General features: G+C 69.2%; 19 protein-coding genes. 6 read left to right on the top strand and 13 right to left on the bottom strand.

The genetic code is table 11. The features are described 5' to 3' along the window. Nucleotides 1-137: 137 nt before the first annotated feature. Together IPF36_RS07745 and IPF36_RS07740 are read left to right on the top strand one after the other, a co-directional pair. Entirely contained in the window at nucleotides 138-3,623 is a 3,486-nt protein-coding gene (locus tag IPF36_RS07745; RefSeq protein WP_135705256.1) for an adenylate/guanylate cyclase domain-containing protein, read from the top strand. Continuing rightward, nucleotides 3,620-4,273 (top strand): hypothetical protein, encoded by a 654-nt coding sequence (locus IPF36_RS07740; protein ID WP_195427685.1) that lies wholly within the window; start codon nucleotides 3,620-3,622, stop codon nucleotides 4,271-4,273. The genes IPF36_RS07745 and IPF36_RS07740 overlap by 4 nt, the downstream gene beginning before the upstream one ends. On the opposite strand, the gene IPF36_RS07735 is transcribed toward IPF36_RS07740, so the two are convergent. From IPF36_RS07735 to IPF36_RS07725, 3 genes are all read right to left on the bottom strand, one after another. Continuing rightward, entirely contained in the window at nucleotides 4,254-5,285 is a 1,032-nt protein-coding gene (locus tag IPF36_RS07735) for a patatin-like phospholipase family protein (protein ID WP_133096152.1), read from the bottom strand. The two genes, IPF36_RS07740 and IPF36_RS07735, sit on opposite strands and share 20 nt — an antisense overlap. 180 nt (nucleotides 5,286-5,465) lie before the next feature. Continuing rightward, the gene (locus tag IPF36_RS07730) at nucleotides 5,466-6,230 is read right to left on the bottom strand and encodes a class I SAM-dependent methyltransferase (protein WP_255519707.1); all 765 of its coding nucleotides are present in this window, start codon (nucleotides 6,228-6,230) and stop codon (nucleotides 5,466-5,468) included. 212 nt (nucleotides 6,231-6,442) lie between these two features. Continuing rightward, a complete protein-coding gene (locus tag IPF36_RS07725) occupies nucleotides 6,443-6,688 on the bottom strand; it encodes a hypothetical protein (protein WP_135705259.1) in 246 nt (81 codons plus the stop codon). 91 nt (nucleotides 6,689-6,779) lie between these two features. On the opposite strand from IPF36_RS07725, the gene IPF36_RS07720 reads away from it, so the two are divergent. Then, nucleotides 6,780-7,649, top strand: coding sequence for a DUF72 domain-containing protein (locus tag IPF36_RS07720; protein WP_135705260.1), 870 nt, complete (start codon nucleotides 6,780-6,782; stop codon nucleotides 7,647-7,649). Between the two features lie 6 nt (nucleotides 7,650-7,655). On the opposite strand, the gene IPF36_RS07715 is transcribed toward IPF36_RS07720, so the two are convergent. Genes IPF36_RS07715 through IPF36_RS07685 form a run of 7 tightly spaced genes read right to left on the bottom strand, consistent with a single transcriptional unit; the run spans nucleotide 7,656 to nucleotide 13,689 of the window. Further along, entirely contained in the window at nucleotides 7,656-8,000 is a 345-nt protein-coding gene (locus IPF36_RS07715; protein ID WP_133096156.1) for a Na+/H+ antiporter subunit G, read from the bottom strand. 12 nt (nucleotides 8,001-8,012) lie between these two features. Further along, nucleotides 8,013-8,285, bottom strand: a complete 273-nt coding sequence (locus IPF36_RS07710; protein ID WP_135705261.1) for a K+/H+ antiporter subunit F — start codon at nucleotides 8,283-8,285, stop codon at nucleotides 8,013-8,015. Next, on the bottom strand, nucleotides 8,270-8,773 hold the full coding sequence (locus IPF36_RS07705) for a Na+/H+ antiporter subunit E (RefSeq protein WP_133096158.1): 504 nt from the start codon (nucleotides 8,771-8,773) through the stop codon (nucleotides 8,270-8,272). Before IPF36_RS07705 ends, IPF36_RS07710 begins: the two co-directional genes overlap by 16 nt. 3 nt (nucleotides 8,774-8,776) lie before the next feature. Further along, on the bottom strand, nucleotides 8,777-10,315 hold the full coding sequence (locus tag IPF36_RS07700) for a monovalent cation/H+ antiporter subunit D (protein WP_195427683.1): 1,539 nt from the start codon (nucleotides 10,313-10,315) through the stop codon (nucleotides 8,777-8,779). Next, nucleotides 10,312-10,695, bottom strand: a complete 384-nt coding sequence (locus IPF36_RS07695; protein WP_133096160.1) for a Na+/H+ antiporter subunit C — start codon at nucleotides 10,693-10,695, stop codon at nucleotides 10,312-10,314. Before IPF36_RS07695 ends, IPF36_RS07700 begins: the two co-directional genes overlap by 4 nt. Continuing rightward, nucleotides 10,695-13,499 carry a monovalent cation/H+ antiporter subunit A gene (locus IPF36_RS07690; protein WP_135705265.1) on the bottom strand — a complete coding sequence of 935 codons (2,805 nt, stop codon included), beginning with the start codon at nucleotides 13,497-13,499 and terminating at the stop codon, nucleotides 10,695-10,697. Before IPF36_RS07690 ends, IPF36_RS07695 begins: the two co-directional genes overlap by 1 nt. 10 nt (nucleotides 13,500-13,509) lie before the next feature. Further along, nucleotides 13,510-13,689 carry a hypothetical protein gene (locus tag IPF36_RS07685; RefSeq protein ID WP_135705266.1) on the bottom strand — a complete coding sequence of 60 codons (180 nt, stop codon included), beginning with the start codon at nucleotides 13,687-13,689 and terminating at the stop codon, nucleotides 13,510-13,512. Between the two features lie 270 nt (nucleotides 13,690-13,959). Between IPF36_RS07685 and IPF36_RS07680 the strand changes: the two genes are divergently transcribed. Beyond that, nucleotides 13,960-14,757 (top strand): crotonase/enoyl-CoA hydratase family protein, encoded by a 798-nt coding sequence (locus IPF36_RS07680; protein ID WP_135705267.1) that lies wholly within the window; start codon nucleotides 13,960-13,962, stop codon nucleotides 14,755-14,757. 24 nt (nucleotides 14,758-14,781) lie between these two features. On the opposite strand, the gene IPF36_RS07675 is transcribed toward IPF36_RS07680, so the two are convergent. The 3 genes from IPF36_RS07675 to IPF36_RS07665 form a co-directional block, all read right to left on the bottom strand. Beyond that, nucleotides 14,782-16,269, bottom strand: a complete 1,488-nt coding sequence (locus IPF36_RS07675) for an acyl-CoA-binding protein (protein ID WP_195427682.1) — start codon at nucleotides 16,267-16,269, stop codon at nucleotides 14,782-14,784. Continuing rightward, nucleotides 16,262-17,536: an MASE1 domain-containing protein gene (locus tag IPF36_RS07670; protein ID WP_195427681.1), complete on the bottom strand. Its 1,275-nt coding sequence runs from the start codon at nucleotides 17,534-17,536 to the stop codon at nucleotides 16,262-16,264. Before IPF36_RS07670 ends, IPF36_RS07675 begins: the two co-directional genes overlap by 8 nt. A 119-nt stretch (nucleotides 17,537-17,655) precedes the next feature. Beyond that, entirely contained in the window at nucleotides 17,656-18,471 is an 816-nt protein-coding gene (locus tag IPF36_RS07665; RefSeq protein WP_195427680.1) for an IclR family transcriptional regulator, read from the bottom strand. Between the two features lie 226 nt (nucleotides 18,472-18,697). On the opposite strand from IPF36_RS07665, the gene IPF36_RS07660 reads away from it, so the two are divergent. Together IPF36_RS07660 and IPF36_RS07655 are read left to right on the top strand one after the other, a co-directional pair. Then, nucleotides 18,698-19,876, top strand: a complete 1,179-nt coding sequence (locus tag IPF36_RS07660; protein WP_133096166.1) for a thiolase family protein — start codon at nucleotides 18,698-18,700, stop codon at nucleotides 19,874-19,876. A 58-nt stretch (nucleotides 19,877-19,934) separates the two neighbouring features. Next, nucleotides 19,935-20,699: an SDR family NAD(P)-dependent oxidoreductase gene (locus tag IPF36_RS07655; RefSeq protein ID WP_133096167.1), complete on the top strand. Its 765-nt coding sequence runs from the start codon at nucleotides 19,935-19,937 to the stop codon at nucleotides 20,697-20,699. The last annotated feature ends 20 nt before the right edge of the window (nucleotides 20,700-20,719 follow it).

Below are 20,719 nucleotides of genomic sequence, written 5' to 3'. Positions count from 1 at the left end.
GCCCTGCATTGTGCCGAAGCCGGCCCTGTATCGCCACCACCGCGCCACCACCGCCCTCACCTTGCCACGCCGCCCAAATCTGCCTCTAATAGTCTGAACAGGCGGGTCGGCATGACCCGGTCCGGTCAGGAGGCGAAATGCGCTGCACGCATTGCGGCTTCGCGAACCTTGCGGGCGCCAACTTCTGCGAGGAGTGCGGGGCAAGGCTTGCCCGCATTTGCCCACAGTGTGGCGCTGAAGCCACGCCAGCGGCCAAGTTCTGCCGCGCCTGCGGTGTTTCCCTCGGCGATACAGCCGCGCCGCGACCTGCGCCCCAACCCGCGCCCCAGCCGCCCCAGCCGCCCCGGCCGCCGGCGACCGCCCCCGTGCACTACACCCCGCCCCACCTCGCCGAGCGCATCCTGGCCGAACAGGCCGCGATGGAAGCCCGCGGCGAGGCCGCCGGCGAGCGCAAGACCATCACCGCCCTGTTCGCTGACATGGCCGGCTCGACCGCGCTGACGCAGGACATGGACCCGGAAGACTCGCGCCGCCTGATTGACCCGGTCGTGACGCTGATGATGGAGGCGGTCCACCACTACGAAGGCTATGTCGCCAAGTTCCTCGGCGACGGCATCCTGGCGCTGTTCGGCGCGCCGATCGCGCACGAGGACCATGCCCTGCGCGCGTTGTACGCCGCGCTGCGGATGCAGGGCGCGATGCATCGCCACAGCGACCGGGTCCGGCTGGAGCAAGGCATCCCGCTCCAGATCCGCATCGGCATCCATACCGGCGAGGTGGTGGTGCGATCGATCCGCAAGGACGACCTGCATACCGATTACGATCCGGTCGGCCACACTATCCACATTGCCTCGCGCATGGAAGGGATTGCCACCCCGGCATCGATCCTGGTCAGCGAATCCACACACAAGCTCGCCGAGGGCTATTTCGAGTTCACGGCGCTGGGCACCACCCATGTCAAGGGCGTGCGCGAGCCGCTGGCGGTGTACGAGGTGGTGGGCCTGGGCGCGTTGCGCACGCGGCTGCAGGTGGCGGCGCACCGCGGGCTGGCGCGCTTCGTCGGGCGCCAGCAGGAACTGGAGCATCTGAATGAGGCGCTGGAGCACGCCAAGGCGGGCAGCGGGCGCATTGTCGCCGTGGTCGGCGAAGCGGGCGTCGGCAAGTCGCGGTTGTTCCATGAGTTCAAGACCCGCTCGCAACAGGGCTGCCTGGCGCTGGAGACGTTCTCGGTCTCGCACGGCAAGGCCTTTGCCTACCTGCCGCTGATCGAACTGCTGAAGAACTACTTCCAGATCACCGCGCAGGACGGCGACCGCGCCTGCCGCGAGAAGGTGACGGGCCGGCTGCTGACGCTCGACCGTTCGCTGGAAGATAACCTGCCCTACCTGCTCTACCTGCTCGGCACCACCGAACCGGGTTCGCCGCTGCCGACCATGGATCCGTCGATCCGGCGCCAGCGCACCTTTGACGCGATCGCCCGGCTGCTGGTGCGCGAGAGCGTCAACCAGCCGCTGATGCTGATCTTCGAAGACCTGCAATGGCTCGACGGCGAGACCGAAGCCTTCCTCAACATGATGGTCGACCATGTGCCCGCCGCGCGCATGGTGCTGCTGGTCAACTACCGGCCCGAATACACCCATCGCTGGGACGCGGGGCCGCATTACTCGCAGCTGCGGCTGCAGCCGCTGGGCCCGGCCGAGGCGCAGGGCCTGCTGACCGCTTTGCTGGGCGACGACCAGAGCCTGGTGCCGCTGAAGCGGCTGATCCTCGACAAGACCGAAGGCAACCCGTTCTTCATGGAGGAAGTGGTCCAGACCTTGTCCGAGGAAGGCGCGCTGCTGGGCCAGCCCGGCTGCTACCGCATCGAGCAGGCGCCGGCCCTGCTCCATATCCCGACCACGGTCCAGGGCGTGCTGGCCGCGCGTATCGACCGGCTGCCGCTGGCGCAGAAAGAACTGCTGCAGACGCTGGCGGTGATCGGCAAGGAATTCCCGCAAAGCCTGGTGCTGCGCGTGGCGGGGCTCGAGGACGACAGGCTGCATCCGCTGCTGGCCGACCTGCAGGCCGCGGACTTCATCCATGAACGCCCGGCATTCCCGGAGGTCGAGTACGTCTTCAAGCACGCGCTGACCCAGGAAGTCGCGGGCAACTCGCTGCTGACCGAACGCCGCAGCGCCTTGCATGAAGCCACGGCGCGGGCGATCGAAGACTTGTTCCAGGGCCGGCTCAAGGACTATTGCAGCGAGCTGGCGCACCACTACAGCCTCAGCGGCAATGTGCCCAAGGCGGTCGAATACCTGCACTGCGCCGGCCAGCAGGCGCTGCAGCGCTCGGCGCAGGCCGAGGCGATCCGGCACCTGAGCGCCGCCATCGAGCTGCTCAAGCGCCAGCCCGATACCGCCGAGCGCGCGCGCCAGGAACTGACGCTGCTGCTGACGCTGGGACCGGCGCTGATGGCCGCGCGCGGGCAGGCGTCGCAGGAAGTCGAGGCCAACTACCGGCGCGCGCTGGCGCTGTGCGAACAGGGCCGTCAGACCCCCTACGTCTTTTCCGCGCAGCTCGGCCTGTGGGCCTTCTACCAGCTGCGCGCGCAATACCAGGTGGCGCTGCCGCTGGGCAAGCGGCTGCTCGGCCTGGCGCTGCAGTCGCAGCGGCCCAAGCAACTGGCCGAAGGCCATCGCGTGCTGGGCGCCACGCTGTTCCGGCTGGGCAAGCTCGACGCCGCGCGCTCGCATATGGAGACGGTGATCGGCCTGCCCCACCCCGATTCGCAGGCTTACGACTTCCTGATGGGCTACGGGCGCGATCCGGCCGTGCACGCGACCAGCACGCTGGGCTGGATCCTGTGGTACCTCGGCTGTCCCGACCATGCCCGCGCGCTGTGCCAGGAAGCACTGGTGATGGCGCGCGCGCGGCCCGATGCCTACAACCTGGCGTTGTGCCTGGTCTTCGCCGCGGAAGTGCACCAGTGCCGGCGCGAAGCGAAGCTGGCACGCGAGTATGCGGAGGCAGCAATCGCGATTTCGGGCGAACAGGGTTTCCCGATCTACCTCGCGTGGGGAACCGTCGTGCAAGGCTGGGCGATGGCCGAACTTGGCGAGGCCGAGGCGGGGATCGCCCGGATCCGCCATGGCCTGGCTTCCTACGAGGGCACCGGCGCCGTGCTCGGCACGCCCAACCTGCTGTCGCTGCTGGCCGATGCCTGTTGCAAGGCCGGACAGCCGGAAGCCGCGCAGGAAGCGATAGCGCGCGGGCTGGCGCTGGCGGAAAAGACCGGCGAGCGGCTGGACGAAGCCACGCTGTGGCGGCTGCGCGGCGACATGCTGTGCCGGATGCAGCCGCCCGGACTCGAGGAAGCGGAAGCCTGCTTCCACCGGGCGCTCGGCATCGCCGGCGAGCAAGGCGCCCGGCTGCTGGCGCTGCGCGCCGCGCGCAGCCTGGCCAGGCTGTGGCGCGCGCAAGGCAAGGCCGAAATGGCGCGCGAGACGCTGGCCCGGTACCTGGCCCCGCTGACCGAAGGCGCCGACACCGCCGACCAGCAGGAGGCCGCAGCGTTGCTGGCGCAGCTGGAAGGCGAAGTATCCGGCACTGCCAGCGACACCACAACCCCTGTGCGCCAATGACTCCGCTCCAGGCCCGCCAGCTCGAGGACCGCTTCCATGCCGTGTGGATGCGCGCGGGCGGCGCGCATGCGCGCGACGCCTATGCCGACCTTGCCGGCCGCTATGGCGAGCCGGGCCGCCATTACCACACCCTCGACCACATCCGCCGCTGCCTGCGCGACCTGGACTGGGCACGCAGCACCATCGACACGGCCGATGCCGATGCGGTGGAACTGGCGCTGTGGTGCCATGACGTGATCTATGTGCCCGGTGCGACCGACAACGAGGCGCGCAGCGCCGGCTGGATCCGGCAATGGGGGACCGGCATGGCCACGGCCGGCCGGATCGCCGCACTGGTGCTGGAAACCGTCCACGACGGCATTCCTGCCAGCACGGCGGGCCGCTTTACCGCGGATATCGACCTGGCCGCGCTGGGCTGCGGCCGGAGGCGCTTCCGCCATAACGGCGCCTGCCTGCGCGCCGAGCGCACCGACCTCGACGACCAGGCCTACGACGCCGCCGAGCGTGCCTTCCTGCGCGCGCTGCTGGACAGCCCGCGCATCTTCCACACCGAGCTGTTCCACGCGCGCTACGAGGCGCGCGCGCGCGGCAACCTGGCGTGGCGGCTGGCGCAGCCGGGCCCTCCCGGCGTCACAGGAATTCGCCGCTGATGTCGATGCTGGAGCGCCGGCCGACGCTGTCGTAGTGCTGCGCCAGCCAGGCCGTGGCCTGCGCCCTGCCCTGGTCGCGCAGTGCGCACAGGAAGCCCCAGTCGGCGTTGTACTTGGTCGACACGCCGAGCGCCGCCATGGTTTCGTCGGAGCGGATCGAGTGGATCCACATCTCCTTCATCTCGCGCCCGTCCACCTTGCCCTGCTGGATCAGCGACGTGACAAAGGCAATGGCGCGCATCTCGCGCATCAGCGATGAGTTGAAGCTGAGTTCATTGACGCGGTTGAGGATATCCGCCGCCGAGGTCGGCACGCCGCGGCGCACGATGGGGTTGATATGGACGATGACCACGTCGCGGGTCTGGCAGTGGTAGATCAGCGGAAAGATCGCCGGGTTGCCGACATAGCCGCCGTCCCAGTAGTACTGGCCATCGATGCACACCGCCTGGAACAGCGTGGGAACGCAGGCTGACGCCAGCACGGCATCGATGCTCAGTTCCTCCGGCGGGAAGATGCGTATGCGGCCGGTCTCGATATTGGTCGCGCACAGGTAGAGCTGGATCGGGCAATGCTCGCGCAGCGCGGCGAAGTCCACCTGTGTGCCGAGCACTTCGCGCAGCGGGTTCAGGTTGTTGGGATTGAACTGGTACGGCGATAGCAGGCGCAGCGCAATGTCGGCCATGGCGTACAGGGGCGAATGGTTCAGCCCCAGCGTATGGCCGGTCTTGAACCAGGGCATCCAGCGGAACGGGCTGTAGCGCTGGGCCGAGTTCGAGATCGCCAGCCAGAAGGAGTGCAAGGCCTCGCGCGCGCCGGCGCTGCCGCCTTGCAGCAGCCCATAGGCCAGCACCGCGCCGTTCATGGCGCCGGCGCTGGTGGCGCTGACGCCTTCGATCACCAGCCTGCCGTCCTCCAGCAGGCGGTCGAGCACGCCCCAGGTGAAGGCGCCGTGCATGCCGCCGCCCTGCAGGGCAAGCGACACGGGTTTGTGGTCTGGCTGGTCCGGCTGCATCCGAGGCTCCCTCCCTGGCGCGCCATGCGGGTGTGCCAGGCTCCGTGCTGCGGGCGGTGATCCGTATCAATCCAGTGTAGGGAATAAGCCGTTTTCCGGCAGCCCGGCGCGTGGCCTGGCGCGTGGCCTGACGGGCGGACCGATGGCGCGCTTGCCGCTGGCGCCATGCCCGGACATCCGTCACGCGCCGGCGCCGGCCATCACCACGTGCGCCTGCATCGGGCCGGAGACCGGACCGTCCCCATATGCCGCCACCAACGCCCGTGCGCACGCCTCGGTCGCCCGCGCCAGCGCGTCGGGACCGCGCCGCTCCAGGTCCGCGCGCAGCGGCGTGCCCTGGCAGTACGCCACCGCGGGGATGCGGGCGTCATCGGCGCGGCTGGTGGCGGTGACGGTCTCGAACAGCGGCGGCGCGGTAAAGCCGCCCTGGCGCAAGTCCTGCTCGATCGCCACCTGGCTGTGATAGCCGTGTGGCGTGCGCACCATGAAATCCGGCGGCGATTCGGGGAACAGGCGCGCCAGCGCCGCCGTGACATCGCGGGCAAAGGCGTTGAATTCGATCCGGTCCCAAACGTTGAACGCCAGCGTCCCGCCCGGCACCAGCACGCGGCGCGCCTCGGCGAAGGCCTTGGTCTTGTCCGGGAAGAACATCACGCCGAACTGGCAAGCCACCAGGTCGAAGCTGGCATCGCCGAACGGCAGCGCCATCGCATCGGCCTCCCGCCAGGTCACGGGGCGCTCCGTGCCCTCGGCCTGGGCCCGCGCCAGCATCGGCGCATTGAGGTCGGTGGCGACGATGATGGCGTCGGGCGCGAGCCGGCGCGCCAGTTCGCGCGTGAGCACGCCGGTGCCGGCAGCCAGTTCCAGCACCCGGCGCGGTTGCAGCGCGGCGATGCGTTCGGCCAGGTCGGCGGCATAGGGCGCAAAGATCATCGGCACCATCATCGACGCGTATACGTCGGGGATCGCACCCGCAAAAATGTGGTCGAAATTCGGGTGGCCGAAATTCGGGTGGTCGGCATTCGGCTGGTCGGCATTCGGCAAAGCCATGGAAGTCCCCTTGCCCGGCGCGCTGGAAGCCGGGATTGCCTCAGTGTGTGTAGGACACCTGGCCGCGAAAGTAAACCAGACGGCGCTGCCTGCCGTGGCGCAACGTGTCAGGGCCGTCCCAGTGCCTGCGCTTCCTTCATCTGTGCGTTGGCGAATTCGAGCATGCGCAGTACTTCGTCGAATACCGGCAGCGCGTGTTCCCGGTCCGGCACCTCGGGCATGGCGGCGCGGTCGGCGGCAACGCCCCGGATCAGGTCTTCCAGGAAGCCGGGCTGGCTGGCCTCGGCGCGCTGCAGCAGCAGGTGCAGCAGGTAGGCGCAGGCATCAAGGCGCGAAACTTGCGTGGCAGTCATGGAACCTTTCCTCCTGTAGGCGTTGGCAAGGCCTGCGCGCCGTGCGTGGCGTGCATATTGGAAAAAATACAGGGCACTCGCAGGCAAGGCAATGATCCGGATCGGCATCTCGGGCTGGCGCTACGACGGGTGGCGCGGCGTGTTCTATCCCAAGGGGCTGGCGCAACGGCGCGAGCTGGAGTTCGCCTCGCGCGCGGTCGATTCCATCGAGATCAACGGCTCGCACTACGCGCTGCAGACGTTGCGCAGCTATCGCGCGTGGTACGACGCCACGCCCGACGATTTTGTCTTCAGCGTCAAGGGATCGCGCTACCTGACGCACATGCTGCGCGTCCGCGACGACAAGGCGCGCCCGGCCATGGCCAACTTTCTGGCGTCCGGCGTGCTGGCGCTGGAGGAAAAGCTGGGCCCGATGCTGTGGCAGTTTCCGCCCAGCTTTGCCTTCGATCCCGAGCGGATGGAGCGCTTCCTTGCCCTGCTGCCGCATGACACCCAAAGCGCGCGCGAACTGGCGCGCGAGCATGACAGCCGGGTCAAACAACCCTGGTGCGAGACGCGGCGCCGTCGCCGGATCCGGCACGCGGTGGAGATCCGGCACGACAGCTTCTGCACGCCCGAATTCCCGGCGCTGCTGCGACGCCACCGCGTGGCGCTGGTGATCTCCGACGCCGTCGCCGACTGGCCCTACGCCGAAGACATCACCAGCAATTTCCTCTACCTGCGGCTGCACGGCAGCCAGACGCTGTACGGTGGCAGCTACTCCGACAAGGCGCTGCACCGCTGGGCCGCGCGGCTGGAAAAATGGGCCAGCGGCCATGAACCGGCCGATGCGCAGCGGATCTCGCCCAGGCGCCCGCGCAAGGCGGCGCACCGCGACGTCTATTGCTATTTCGACAATGACAAGAAGGTCAAGGCGCCGTTCGACGCGCAGCGCCTGATGCGCCTGCTGCAGAACGCCTGAAGGCCCTCAGTCGCGGATGCGCGGCATCCAGCCGCTGCCGCGCGTGCGCGGGTCCACCGGCAGCTGGCGCTGCAGCGCGGCCTTGGACAGCATGTGCGCACTGATCGGCGCGGTCAGGAACAGAAATGCGGTCACCAGCAGCTCATGCAGGCTGGCATTGCCGCGGAAGCTGAAATACGCCACCGACGCCAGCACCACCCCGCCCACGCCCAGCGTGGTCGACTTGGTGGGCCCGTGCAGCCGCATGAAGAAATCCGGCAGGCGGAACAGCCCGATCGCCCCCACCAGCATGAATACGCTGCCGGTCACAAGCAGCGCGCAGACAACGAACTCCGCAACGGGATGCAGCATGGGCATGGCTCCTCAGTATTCGATGATGTCGCCGCGCTGCAGGTACTTGGCCAGCGCCACCGTGCCGACGAAGCCCATCACCGCGATCAGCAGCGCCGCCTCGAAGAACATCGCCGAATCGAGCCTGATGCCCAGCAGCACGATCAGCGCGATGGCATTGATATTGAGCGTATCGAGCGCCACGATGCGGTCCGGCAGGCTGGGCCCGCGCAGCAGCCGCGCAAAGGTCAGCAGGAAGGCCAGCCCGAGGATGACCAGGCACACCGGTATCACGATGGCAAGCATTGGAAGATCTCCTTCAGCGGGATTTCATAGCGCGACTTGATGCGTTCGACCAGCGCCGCTTCTTCTTCCAGGTCGAGCACATGGACCAGCAGCGCGCGCCGGTCGTCGCTCAGTTCGGCGCACAGCGTGCCGGGGCTCAGCGAGACGATGCTGATCAGCGCCGTGGTGGCCAGTTCGTGCTCCACATCCAGCGGCACCACGATAAAGGCCGGCCGCAACCGCGCGGTGCGGCCCAGCACCAGGATCGCCACTTCGATATTGGCCATGACGATGTCGATCAGCACATGGATGCTCAGGCGCAGGATCAGGTCGGGACGCGACAGCCGGAACGCGCTTAGCACCAGCCAGCGGTCGGCCAGCCGGCCGATGGCCCAGCCGAGCAGCGCGCCCAGCAGCCAATGCCCGGGGGCGATGCTGTTGGCCAGCATCAGCCACATCAGCAGCAGGATCAGGCTGAGCCAGGGATGCGGCAGCAGGCGGTGCAGCATGGCCTACTCCTTCTGCGCGGGCAGCACGGCCCGCATGTAGGCCGCGCGGTCCAGCAGCTGCGCGGCGGCGTCCGCCATATATTCGGTGGCCGGCCGCGCGTACACGGTCAGCGCGACGTTGCCCGCCAGCAGCAGTGCGCAGCAGGCCAGCTTGCGCGGGTCCGGCCGCACGCGGGCGCGCGCGGCGCTGGGATGGTCCTCGTCGAGATGCTCGGCGCCTTCCGGCACCTGCGCCGCCTCATGCGGCAGGCGCCACAGCAGCCGCGTGCCGGTGCGCGACACCGCGATCAGCAGCAGCAGGCTCGACAGCAGCACCACCGGCCACAGCACCGGCATCCACGGCGCCGGGGTCGCGCGCAGGATCATGGCCTTGCCCAGGAAACCCGACAGCGGCGGCAGGCCCACCGCCGCGAGCACGCCGACCAGGTACAGCACCCCGGCCAGCCGCGAGGCCACCGGCGGCGCGCCGTCGTGCGCGGGATCCGGCTCCAGCGCATCGGCCAGCAGGAACAGCCCCGCCGTGCACAGCGTGGTGCTGGGCAGGTAGTACAGCGCGGCGGCCCAGCCGGCTTGCGTCTGCATCGCCACACACGCCGACAGCAAGCCCACCGACGCTACCACCAGGTAGCTCGTCATCGCGCGCAGCGTGCGGGCGGCCACCGCGCCGATGCCGCCGATCGCCAGCGTCACCAGCGCCAGCGGAAACACCCAGTCATCCAGGAATGGCCCCAGCAAGCCCTGCGCGCCGCCGAACAGCAGCGCGGCACAGCGCAGCATGGCGTAGATGCCCACCTTGGTCATGATGGCGAACAGCGCGGCGACCGGGCCGGTGGCGCTGGCGTAGGCGCGCGGCAGCCAGAAGTACAGCGGGAACAGCGCCGCCTTGAGCGCGAACACGAGCATCAGCATGACGCCGGCGGCTACCGCGAGCGGCAGGTCCTGCGCCGGCAGGCCGGCCAGCCGCAAGCCCAGGTGCGCCATGTTGAGCGTGCCGCCGAGCCCGTACAGCACGCCGATCGCCACCAGGAAAAACGACGACGCCACCAGGTTCAGGATCACGTAATGGAACCCGGCGCCGATGCGCGCGCGCCCGGCGCCGTGCACCAGCAGCGCATAGGAGGCGATCAGCAGGATCTCGAAGAAGACGAACAGGTTGAACAGGTCGCCAGTCAGGAAGGCGCCGTTGAGGCCCATCAGCTGGAACTGGAACAGCGCGTGGAAATGCCGGCCCTGGCGCGCGGTGCCGTCGCCTGCCGCGGCCAGCGCCGCGACGGCCAGCACCGCGGTCAGCGCCAGCATCATGGCGCCGGTGCGGTCCAGCTGCAGCACGATGCCGAACGGCGCGGCCCAGTTGCCCATCGCATAGACCTCGATGGCGCCGCCTGCCGCGTGCTGCATCAGCATGATGGCCACCGGCAGCAGCAACAGTGTCGCTACCGCGCACACGGCGCGCTGCGCGCGCAGCGCCTGCGCCGGCATCGCCGTCAGCAGCGCGCCGGTGAACATCGGCAGCAGGATGGGGAGCAGCACGGCGTGGTTCATGGGCGTGGCCCCCGCGCTTCATCGTCGCCGTCCGGGTCGTGCACCGGGGCGCCTTCCGGCTCGCCGGCGGCATCGACATGGTCGCTGCCGGTCAGTCCCAGCGAACGCAGCGCCAGCACCACGGCAAACGCCGTCATGCCGAACGCGATCACGATGGCGGTCAGCACCAGCGCCTGCGGCAGCGGATCGGCGTAGCTGGCGCCGGGCACGATCACCGGCGGACGGCCGATGGACAGCCGGCCCATGCCGAGCAGGAACAGGCTGACCGCATACGACAGCAGCGTCAGGCCCAGCACCACGGTGAAGACGCGCTCGCGCAGCAGCAGGTAGATGCCACAGGCAGCCAGGATGCCGATGGTCACGGCATAGAGGGCGGCCATCAGTCGTCCTCCGTAGCGCGCGCGGGCGGCAGGTTGCGCACCCCAAGGTGCGAGACGATGACCAGCGTGGTCCCGGTCACGGTGCAGAACACCCCAAGGTCAAAGATCATGGCCGTAGCCAGTTCGATTTCGCCGATGCCCGGCAGGTGGAAATGCCCGAACGCCGTCGTCAGGAACGGGTAGCCGAAGGCCAGGCTGCCGAGGCCGGTCAGCCCCGCCAGCACGATGCCGGCGCCGGCAATGGCGCGGTAGTCCGGCGCGATGCGCGCTTCGGTCCAGCGCACGCCGTTGGCCACGTATTGCAGCAGCAGCGCCACCGACGTGGCCAGCGCCGCGATAAAGCCGCCGCCGGGCAGGTTGTGCCCGCGCAGCAGGATAAAGACCGCCACCAGCAGCGTCAGCGGCAGCATCAGCCGCGCCAGCATGGCGAGCAGCAGCGGATGCGCCTGGCTGGTCCACGGCAGCCCGTCCGGCGCGGCCGACGGCGTCGGCAGGCGCATGCCCTTGAGCAGCGCCTGCACCGCCAGGCCGGCAATCAGCAGCACGCAGATCTCGCCCATGGTATCGAAGCCGCGGAAGTCCACCAGCAGCACGTTGACCACGTTGTGGCCGCCGCCGCCCGGCACCGCCTGCTCGACATAGAAGGCCGATACCGGGTCGAACGGGCGCGTCATCACCGCGTAGGCTGCCACCGCCAGCAGCGTGCCGCCGCCCAGTGCCAGCATCACGTCGCGGATGCGGCGCGCAGGGCCGCCCTGCTCGGCCGTCTCGCGCGGCAGGTAGAACAACGCCAGCACCAGCAGCAAGACCGTCACCACTTCCACCGACAACTGCGTCAGCGCCAGGTCCGGCGCCGAGAAGCGCAGGAACACCAGCGACACCATCAGCCCGCAGCCGCTGAGCAGCACCAGCGCCGCCAGCCGCTGCCCGCGCGCGGCCACCACGGCAAGCGCCAGCACCGCCAGTATCGCCAGCGCCGCGGCGCCCATCGGGTCGAGCGCGCCGGCCGGGACGGTGCCGGCGAGCGTGTCGAGATCGGCCAGGAACCACGCCGGAATCGCCAGCAGCGCCAGCAGCATCCAGGCGATATAGCCCGGCAACGAGCCGCTCTCCAGCGCGCGCGTGATCGCGGTGGCAATGCGCTCCAGCGCGCGCATGCCGCTCTCGAACGAGCGGCGCGCGTTCAGGTGCTCGAGCGACTGCTGCCAGCGGCGCAGCGCATCGCGGCGCAGGAAGAACAGCGCCGCGCCGCCGGTCATGGACAGCAGGCTCATCAGCAGCGGCAGGTTGACGCCATGCCACAGGTTCAGGCTGTACGGCGGCAGCGGCGCGCGCAGCGTGGCCAGCGACGCCGCCGCCAGCAGGGTGCCTACCGTGTAGGCCGGCACCAGTCCCACCACCAGGCAGATCACGACCAGGAACTCCACCGGCACCTTCATGAAGCGCGGCGGCTCGTGCGGCGGATAGTTGGGAACGTCGGGCTGCCTGCCGCCAAAGAACACGCCGTAGATAAAGCGCAGCGAATACGCCATCGTCAGCGCGCCGGCCATGGTCGCCGCCGCCGGGATGACCCAGTTGAATTCGCCCAGCAGGCCCTGCGCCAGCGTCTCGCCAAAGAACATTTCCTTGCTGAGGAAGCCGTTGAACAGCGGCACGCCCGCCATTGACAGCGACGCCACGATCGCCAGCACCGCCGTATGCGGCATGTAGCGCGCCAGCCCGTGCAGCCGTTCCAGGTCGCGCGTGCCGGTCTCGTGGTCGATGATGCCGGCGGCCATGAACAGCGACGCCTTGAACACCGCGTGGTTGATGATGTGGAAGATCGCCGCCACCGTGCTCAGCTGGGTATCGAGCCCGAACAGCAGCGTGATCAGTCCCAGGTGGCTGATGGTGGAATACGCCAGCAGCCCCTTGAGGTCGCGCTGCAGCAGCGCCATCGCCGCGCCGAAGATCAGTGTGGCCAGCCCCGTCATGCTGACCAGGTAGAACCAGCCGTTGGTCCCGTCCAGCACCGGGTACAGCCGCGCCAGCAGGAACACGCCGGCCTTGACCATGGTGGCGGAGTGCAGGTACGCGGATACCGGCGTGGGCGCGGCCATCGCCTGCGGCAGCCAGAAGCTGAACGGGAACTGCGCCGACTTGGTAAAGACCGCCAGCAGGATCAGCACCAGCATCGGCATGTAGAGCGGGTGGCGCTGCACGTTGCCTGCCTGCGCCAGCACCACCGACAGTTCGAAGCTGCCGCAGATATGGCCCAGCAGCAGCACCGCGGCCAGCAGCGCCAGCCCGCCGCCGCCGGTGACGGCCAGCGCCATGCGGGCGCCCTGGCGGGCATCGCCGCGCCACGACCAGAAGCCGATCAGCAGGAACGACAGGATGCTGGTCAGCTCCCAGAACACCACCAGCAACAGCAGGTTGCCGGCCAGCACCACGCCCAGCATGGCCGCCATGAACAGCAGCAGCAGGCAGAAGAAGCGCACCGCCGATTCATTGCGCGCCAGATAGTAGCGCGCGTACAGGATCACCAGCAGGCCCACGCCGACCACCAGCAGCGCAAACAGGTAGGCCAGGCCGTCCAGGCGCAGCGACAGGTCGAGTCCCAGCGCGGGCAGCCAGCCCACGCGCCAGGCAAGGCCGTCCTCTGGCTGGTCGAAGACCGCGCCGCGCAGCTGCAGCAGCAGTACCAGCGCGACCAGCGGCAGGCCGACGATGACGGGCGCCACCAGCCGCGGCGCGCGCATGCCGATCACCCAGGTCAGTCCGGCGGCCAGCAGCGGCAGCGCGAGCAGCAGCGGCAGTTCCATGGGCGCCGCCTCAGGCCCGGGCCGGCGCGCGCGCCTGCGCGGCCCGGGACAGGCCGGGGCTGCCCGGCACCGGCGAGACATGGGCAACATGCACGGACAAGGGCCCGGCCAGCAGCGGGCGGCTGGCCAGGCGGCGGGCGGCGGCAACGCTGTCGGGCGATCCGTCCATCGCGAGTACGACGACTGTCATGGGCAGGGATCCAGGATTAACAAGGCAGCGGGCAGGCTGCCCCCTACTTTCCGGATTCTGGGGGTATTGCGCAAGTCATGCGTGGCCTGCTACCGGCTGCACGAAAGAATTCATCGCCCTGCATAACATACTGAAGTCCCGAGAATCGCCCCGGCAATCGATACATGCCCGCTATCGCCCGCCAACAAATGAATATTGGACGCGGCCGCCCCGGCTGACTTAGCCTTGGCGGCAGCAACTGAACCCGATGCCCCCCCGGAGACACCCACCATGAGCAACTTCCTCCTCTACGCACAGGACGGCCACATCGTCACGCTGACGATGAACGAGCCCGAGCGCCGCAACCCGCTGACCGGCAACACCGCGGTGGCTGAGTTCCTGGCCGCGATCGAGCGCATCCATGCCGACCGCAGCGTGCGCGCCGTGGTCATCACCGGCGCCGGCACGGCGTTCTCGTCGGGCGGCAACATCAAGGACATGGAACGCCAGGCCTCGGGCCAGGTGCCGGGCATGGAGATCCGGCAGGACTACCGCTGCGGCATCCAGCGCCTGCCGCTGGCGCTGTTCAACCTGGAAGTGCCGGTGATCGCCGCCGTCAACGGCGCCGCCATGGGCGCGGGCCTGGACCTGACCTGCATGTGCGATATCCGCATCGCTTCGGAGCGCGCGCAGTTCGCCGAATCCTTCGTCAAGCTGGGCATCATCCCCGGCGATGGCGGCGCCTGGCTGCTGCCGCGCGTGATCGGGCTGTCGCGTGCCGCCGAGATGACCTTTACCGGGCAGGCGATCGACGCGCAGACCGCGCTGGAATGGAACCTGGTGTCGCGCGTGGTGGCGCCCGAGGCGCTGCTGCCGACCGCATACGAGCTGGCCGGCCGCATCGCTGCCAACCCGCCGCACGCGGTGCGGCTGGCCAAGCGGCTGATGCGCGAGGCCATGCACACCCGCCTCGACACGCTGCTGGAATTGTCGGCCGGCTTCCAGGCCCTGTCGCACCAGACTGCGGACCACCGCGAGGCGGTGCAGGCTTTCCTGGACAAGCGCACGCCGGTGTTCAGCGGAAACTGATCGCGGCAGCTACGCAACCCGGCTTCAGGCGGATTGCGTTTCCGCCGCCTTGAGCTGGTTGACCAGCGCCACATAGTCGCGCATGGCCTGCTCGCGCTGCAAGCCGCGCCGGGCGGCCCAGGCGTCGTACTTGGCGCGCCCGACCATGTCCATCATGCCCGGGCGGTCGCCGCTGACGTCGCCGACGCTGCCCTGCTTGTAGAGCGCATAGAGCGACAGCAGGGTGTCGTTGTCGGGCGCCTGGCGCAGCGTCTTCGACAACGCGGCGGCAGCCTCGAAGGCCTTTTCGGCCGGGCTTGGCCCTTGCAGCGCCGGCGTGCCGCCGAAGTACGCACCTTCCAGCACCACTTCGTCCGGGAACCACCGTCCCTCCAGCAGCTTGCCGTCGCGCAGCGCAAACGCCAGCACGCCCTGCGAGGCCAGCGTGCCGCTGCGCAAGGTCGCAGCCACCACGGCCATGCCGGTGTTGAGCACCGGCGCGCCGAACGCGGTGAACGCCAGCCCCGCATCCGCCCACTCGCGCAGCCGCGCCAGGCCACGATCGCCACGATAGACCCCGCTGGTCCGGTTGGCGCCCGGCTGGAACCACGCAAAATCGCCCTTGCCGCGCGCATACAGCGCGGCCAGGTCGCCCTGCTCCAGGTCCGCGCGCGCCGCCGCCAGCAGCCCGGTCATCTGGTCCGGCGTCATGCGCGCATCGTCGCGCTCCGCACCCGCCATGCCAAGCGACGTGCCCACGCTGGCCTCGAAGAATTCCAGCACGTTGCGCGCCACCAGCTCGCGGTCATTGTCGACGCAGACCATGTGGTAGCTGTCTTCCAGCACCAGCATGCGCGCCTGCCCGGCACGCTTGCCCTGCCCGATCTGCTCGACCAGGAAGTTGGCGGAGCGCAGGCTGGTCAGCTCGTCCAGCCGCGCGTGGACCACCAGCGTGGGGCAGGCAATGCGCTGCAGCCCCTTGCGCACGTAGCCGCGCAAGCGATCGACTTCGCGGATGCACGCCAGCGGCACCCACTGGTAGTGGAAGTTCTCGCCGCGCGCGAACTTGGCCTTGACGATCTCGCGCAGCTGTTCGTTCTTGATGCCGAACGGCTCTTCCTCTTCCACCTTCATCCGGTTGGGAACGCCTGGAATCCGGTACAGCAGCGGACGCAGGCCGCGATACCACGGCGTGGCCCAGCCGTCGATATAGACCGGCGGCGCCAGCGCCACCAGCCGGCCCCTGGTGTGCTGCTCGCGCTTGACCGTTTCCACCGCCAGGAGCGCGCCCATGCACATGCCCATCACGTGCAGCGTTTCATGCTGGTCGATGATCTCGCGGTATTTGGCGCGCACCGCCTCGAGCCAGTCCTCGGCGCGCACGCCGCACAGGTCTTCGGGTTGCGTGCCGTGTCCCGGCAGCGTCAGGGAGTGCGTGACAAAGCCGGCGCGCTTGAGGCGCTTGTGCATCGAGCCCAGGTCATACTGCGTGCCGCCCAGGCCGTGGATCAGGAACACGCCCGGGTCAGACATGCGCGGGCTCCGCGCCGGCGCGGCGCAGCAGTGCCGCCACCTGCTCTACCTTGCCGTCCGCGCCGCGGATGCCGGCCAGCCGCTCATGCACGTGCAGGCGGCCGCTGCCCGGCAGCGTCACGGCGTATTCCTGCACGCTGTCGGGCGCATCGCCGCGCGCCACGGCGGACCAGGTGGCCTGCACCAGCCCGCGGTCGGTGGCGTCGATATGGTCCAGCCATTCGTCGACGCTGTTGACGTCGCGGATCGTGTCGCCGAGCAACGCCGCCGCGCCCTCGCTCCATGTAGCGCGGCCGGTGACCGCGTCATACTCGACGCTGGCCACGCCCACCGCCTGCAGCGTGCGCGCATAGCGCAGGCGCCAGGCACGCGCTTCCTCCAGCGCGGTGCGGCGGCCCTCGGACAATGCGCGGCCGAGCAGCATCACCAGCGCCCAGACAATGACAAAGCCTTGCACCTCGACCACCGCTTCGCCCGGAAAGCCTTCGATGACGTTGAACGGGCCGGCGCCGGCCGCGGTGCGGTGGATGATCAGCAGGCAGCCCAGCAGCGTGGCAATGGCACCGCCGCGCTGTCCCCACAGCAGCGCGGTGGCAAGCAGCAGCGGCATCGGCACGTAGGCCAGCGTGGGCGCAAGGCCGCCGAAGCGCTGCGCGGCGTTGTCCGAAAACACCGCCAGCACCGCCACGATAAAGACCACGAAGGCCAGCCCGCCGGCCGCGAACTGCTGCATCGGCATGCCGCCCGAGCGCCGCACGCGGAAGCCGCGGAACGCCACCGCCAGCGGCCCCACCAGCAGCAGCCCGGCCGCGGTGGAAAAGGCCCAGGCGCGCCATTCGACCGGCAGGTCCAGACCGGGCCGCTGCCAGCGCCACAGCTCGACCGCCAGCGAAGCGCCCAGCGCCGAGCCGACCAGCGCCCCCGCGATCAGCAGCGTGGCTCCCGGCGGGCTTTGCGGATCGCGCCGGCCATAGGTGGCGATCCAGCCGGCGGTGCCCAGGCTGATGACCTCGATCAGGCCGAAGGCGACCGCTCCGCGCAGCGGCAGGCCGTGCGTGGCCATGCCCCACCCTGCCAGCGCCAGCCCGGCCCCGGCCAGCACCGCTGGCCATGACCAGCGCGCACAGACCAGCAGCGCGGCAAACGTGACGCCGCTGCCGAGCCAGACCGGCACGGCCTCGGTCGACGCATGCGCCAGCGAGCGCGACACCACGCCGGCGACGAGTACCAGCACGGCGACGATTGCCGCCAGGCGTATCTGCTGCATGGCACACCCCCAGGAGGCTGGCTGCGACGGGTTCCCGACGTCCTTGTTTGTGACTCAGGATAGTCGCCAGCCCGCCCGGGGCCAAGACAAGTCACCCCGCCTGGCGGGGCGCCGGAACGTCAGCCTGACACCCCGATGGCCCCCTCCACGTTGCGCACCAGGCTGACCAGCCGCGGGCCGATGTCTTCCTCGATCTGCTTGCTCTGCGGGCTGAACACCGGCACCGACGCGGCAAAGATCCACGCTTCGCCATCGCGCCGTGCGCGCATCGGCACGGCAACGGATTCCACCTCGCGATGCAGGTCGCGATGGCCGCGGCAGAAGCCGTGCTCCTGGAGGTCGCGCGCGGCATCCTTTAGGCGCTGCTGCAGCCAGTCAGCGCGGGCCGGATCGGCGGCGCGCAGCTGGGCCAGATACGCCTCGCGCTCGGGCTCGGGCATCAGCAACAGGTAGCCGCGGCCCGAACCGGTGCGCGAGATCGAGACCCGGGTACCGACCTCGGGCCGGAACACATGGCTGCCCACGCCCTGGGCGATCTCGACGTAGGTCATGGCGTTGCCGTTGCCGACGATCAGCTCGACCTGTCCGGCGATGTGGTCGGCCAGCTCCTGCATGGCCGGCCGCGCCAGCTGGCGCACCGTCATTCGCGCCAGCGCGGGCGCGGCCAGGTTGACCAGCCCGACCCCCGGCACGTAGCGCGACAGGCGCTCCGAATAGTGCAGCAGGCCCAGTTCGCACAGGGTGTCGAGCAGGCGGAACAGCGTCGGCTTGGCCAGCCCGGTGCGCTCCATCAGCTCGCGGCTGCTCAGCTCCTGCACCGTTGGCGAGAAGCAGTTGAGGATCGAAACGCCCCGCGCCAGCGCGCTGACGAGGCGCGACTCGCCATCGGCATCGGCGGCCGGCGGGGTCAGGGAGGCATGTGCTTCATTGGTCATAACCGGGCCTTCGTCTGGATTTTTTTGATACCAGCGTCTCAAAACCTGGATGTTGCCCTTCGTTGATTCCGAAGTCAAACACAGGATTTTGAGTTTACATGGCGAATTTCCGACGCGAGAATTCCGATTCATCGTATTGGACGATCACTTTTTGAAACCGACGTCTCAATATCCCAACTCAACGATTCATCAACGACTCGCAACCGCTGCACCAGGAGACACCCTCATGCAACAAGCCGTCATCGTCGACGCCATCCGCAGCCCGATGGGCCGCTCCAAGCCGGGATCGGCCTTTACCGAGCTGCATGCCACCGAACTGCTGGCCCAGGTGCTCAGGGGCCTGGTCGAACGCAACCAGCTCGATCCCGGCCTGGTGGACGACGTCATCACCGGTTGCGTGACGCAGGCGGGCGAGCAGTCAGCCGGGCCGGGCCGCGTGGCCTGGCTGGCGGCCGGCTTCCCCGACCACGTGCCTGCCACCACCATCGACCGCAAGTGCGGTTCGAGCCAGCAGGCGGTGCACTTTGCCGCGCAGGGCATCATGGCCGGCGCCTACGACATCGTCATCGCCTGCGGCATCGAGTCGATGAGCCGGGTGCCGATGGGCTCGGCGCGCATCGGCCAGAACCCATATGGCCCGTCGATGGAAGCGCGCTACGCGCCGGGTCTGGTGTCGCAGGGCGTTGCTGCGGAGCTGGTCGCGGCCAAGTACGAGCTGTCGCGCCAGGACATGGACAGCTACTCGGCCCGCTCGCACGAACTGGCTGCCGCGGCCCGCGAGAGCGGCGCCTTCCGCCGCGAGATCCTGCCGATCAGCACGCCCAACGGCGTGGTCGAGCATGACGAAACCATCCGCCCCGGCACCTCGGTGGAAAAACTCGGCACGCTGCAGGCCTCGTTCCGCAACGACGAACTGAGCGAGCGCTTCCCGCAGATCGGCTGGAATGTCACCGCGGGCAATGCCTCGCAGATCAGTGACGGCGCCTCGGCCATGCTGCTGATGAGCGAAGCCATGGCGCAGCGCCTGGGCCTGAAGCCGCGCGCGCGCTTTGTCGCGTTCGACGTCTGCGGCGACGATCCGGTGATGATGCTGACTGCCCCGATCGCGGCCAGCCAGCGCGCCATCAGGAAGAGCGGCCTGGCGCTGGACCAGATCGACCACTACGAAATCAACGAAGCCTTCGCCTGCGTGCCGCTCGCCTGGCAGAAGGCGCTGGGCGCCGACCCGGCGCGCCTGAACCCGCGCGGTGGCGCGATCGCGCTGGGCCATCCGCTGGGTGCGTCGGGCGTGCGCCTGATGACCACCATGCTGCATGCGCTGGAAGACAGCGGCCAGCGCTACGGCCTGCAGTCGATGTGCGAGGCAGGCGGCATGGCCAACGCCACCATCATCGAACGCCTGTAACCGCCTGCGTCGTTCCCGCGCAGGCGGGAACCCAGTGACTTTTTCCTAGGAGACACCCATGAAACTCGAAAACATGTCCGCCGTCGTCACCGGCGGTGCTTCCGGCCTGGGCCTGGCCTGCACCCGCCGCCTGGTGGAGCGCGGCGTCGGCGTGGTCATCGCCGACCTGAACGAAGAGCGCGGCAACGCGGTGGTGGACGAGTTCGGCGGCAAGGTCCGCTTCGTCAAGGCCGACGTCACCGACACAGAGCAGATGAACGCGGTCTACGACGCCGCCGAGGCCATCGCCCCGCTGCGCGCGCTGATCCACTGCGCCGGCCTGGGCGCGCCGGTGCGCGTGGTCGAAAAGGACGGCTCGCCGGGCTCGCTGGAAAAGTACGAGTCGGTGGTGCGCATCAACCTGATCGGCACCTTCAACGCGCTGCGTTTGGGTGCCGCGCGCATGGCAAAGAACGAAATGGTGGACGGCGAACGCGGCGCCTGCGTGCTGACCGCCTCGGTGGCCGCCTATGAAGGCCAGATCGGCCAGATCCCCTACAGCTCGGCCAAGGCCGGCATCGTCGGCATGACGCTGGTGGCCGCGCGCGACCTGGCGCAGCGCGCCATCCGCGTCTGCACCATCGCCCCGGGCCTGTTCGACACGCCACTGCTGGCGAAGCTGCCGGAGAACGTGCGCACCTCGCTGGGCGCGATGGTGCCGCACCCGGCACGCCTGGGCGCGCCGGACGAGTACGCCTCGACCGCGCTGCACATCCTGGAGAACCCGATGCTCAACGGCGAGACCATCCGCCTGGACGGCGCCATCCGCATGGCCCCGCGCTGAGCGCCTCGATCAAATCCAGC

Origin of the sequence: Cupriavidus sp. IK-TO18, assembly GCF_015549295.1 — a bacterium.
Classification (GTDB): Bacteria; Pseudomonadota; Gammaproteobacteria; order Burkholderiales; family Burkholderiaceae; genus Cupriavidus; species Cupriavidus oxalaticus_A.
Note: the sequence above shows the minus strand (reverse complement) of the source record. Positions and strands in the feature narration are given on the sequence as shown.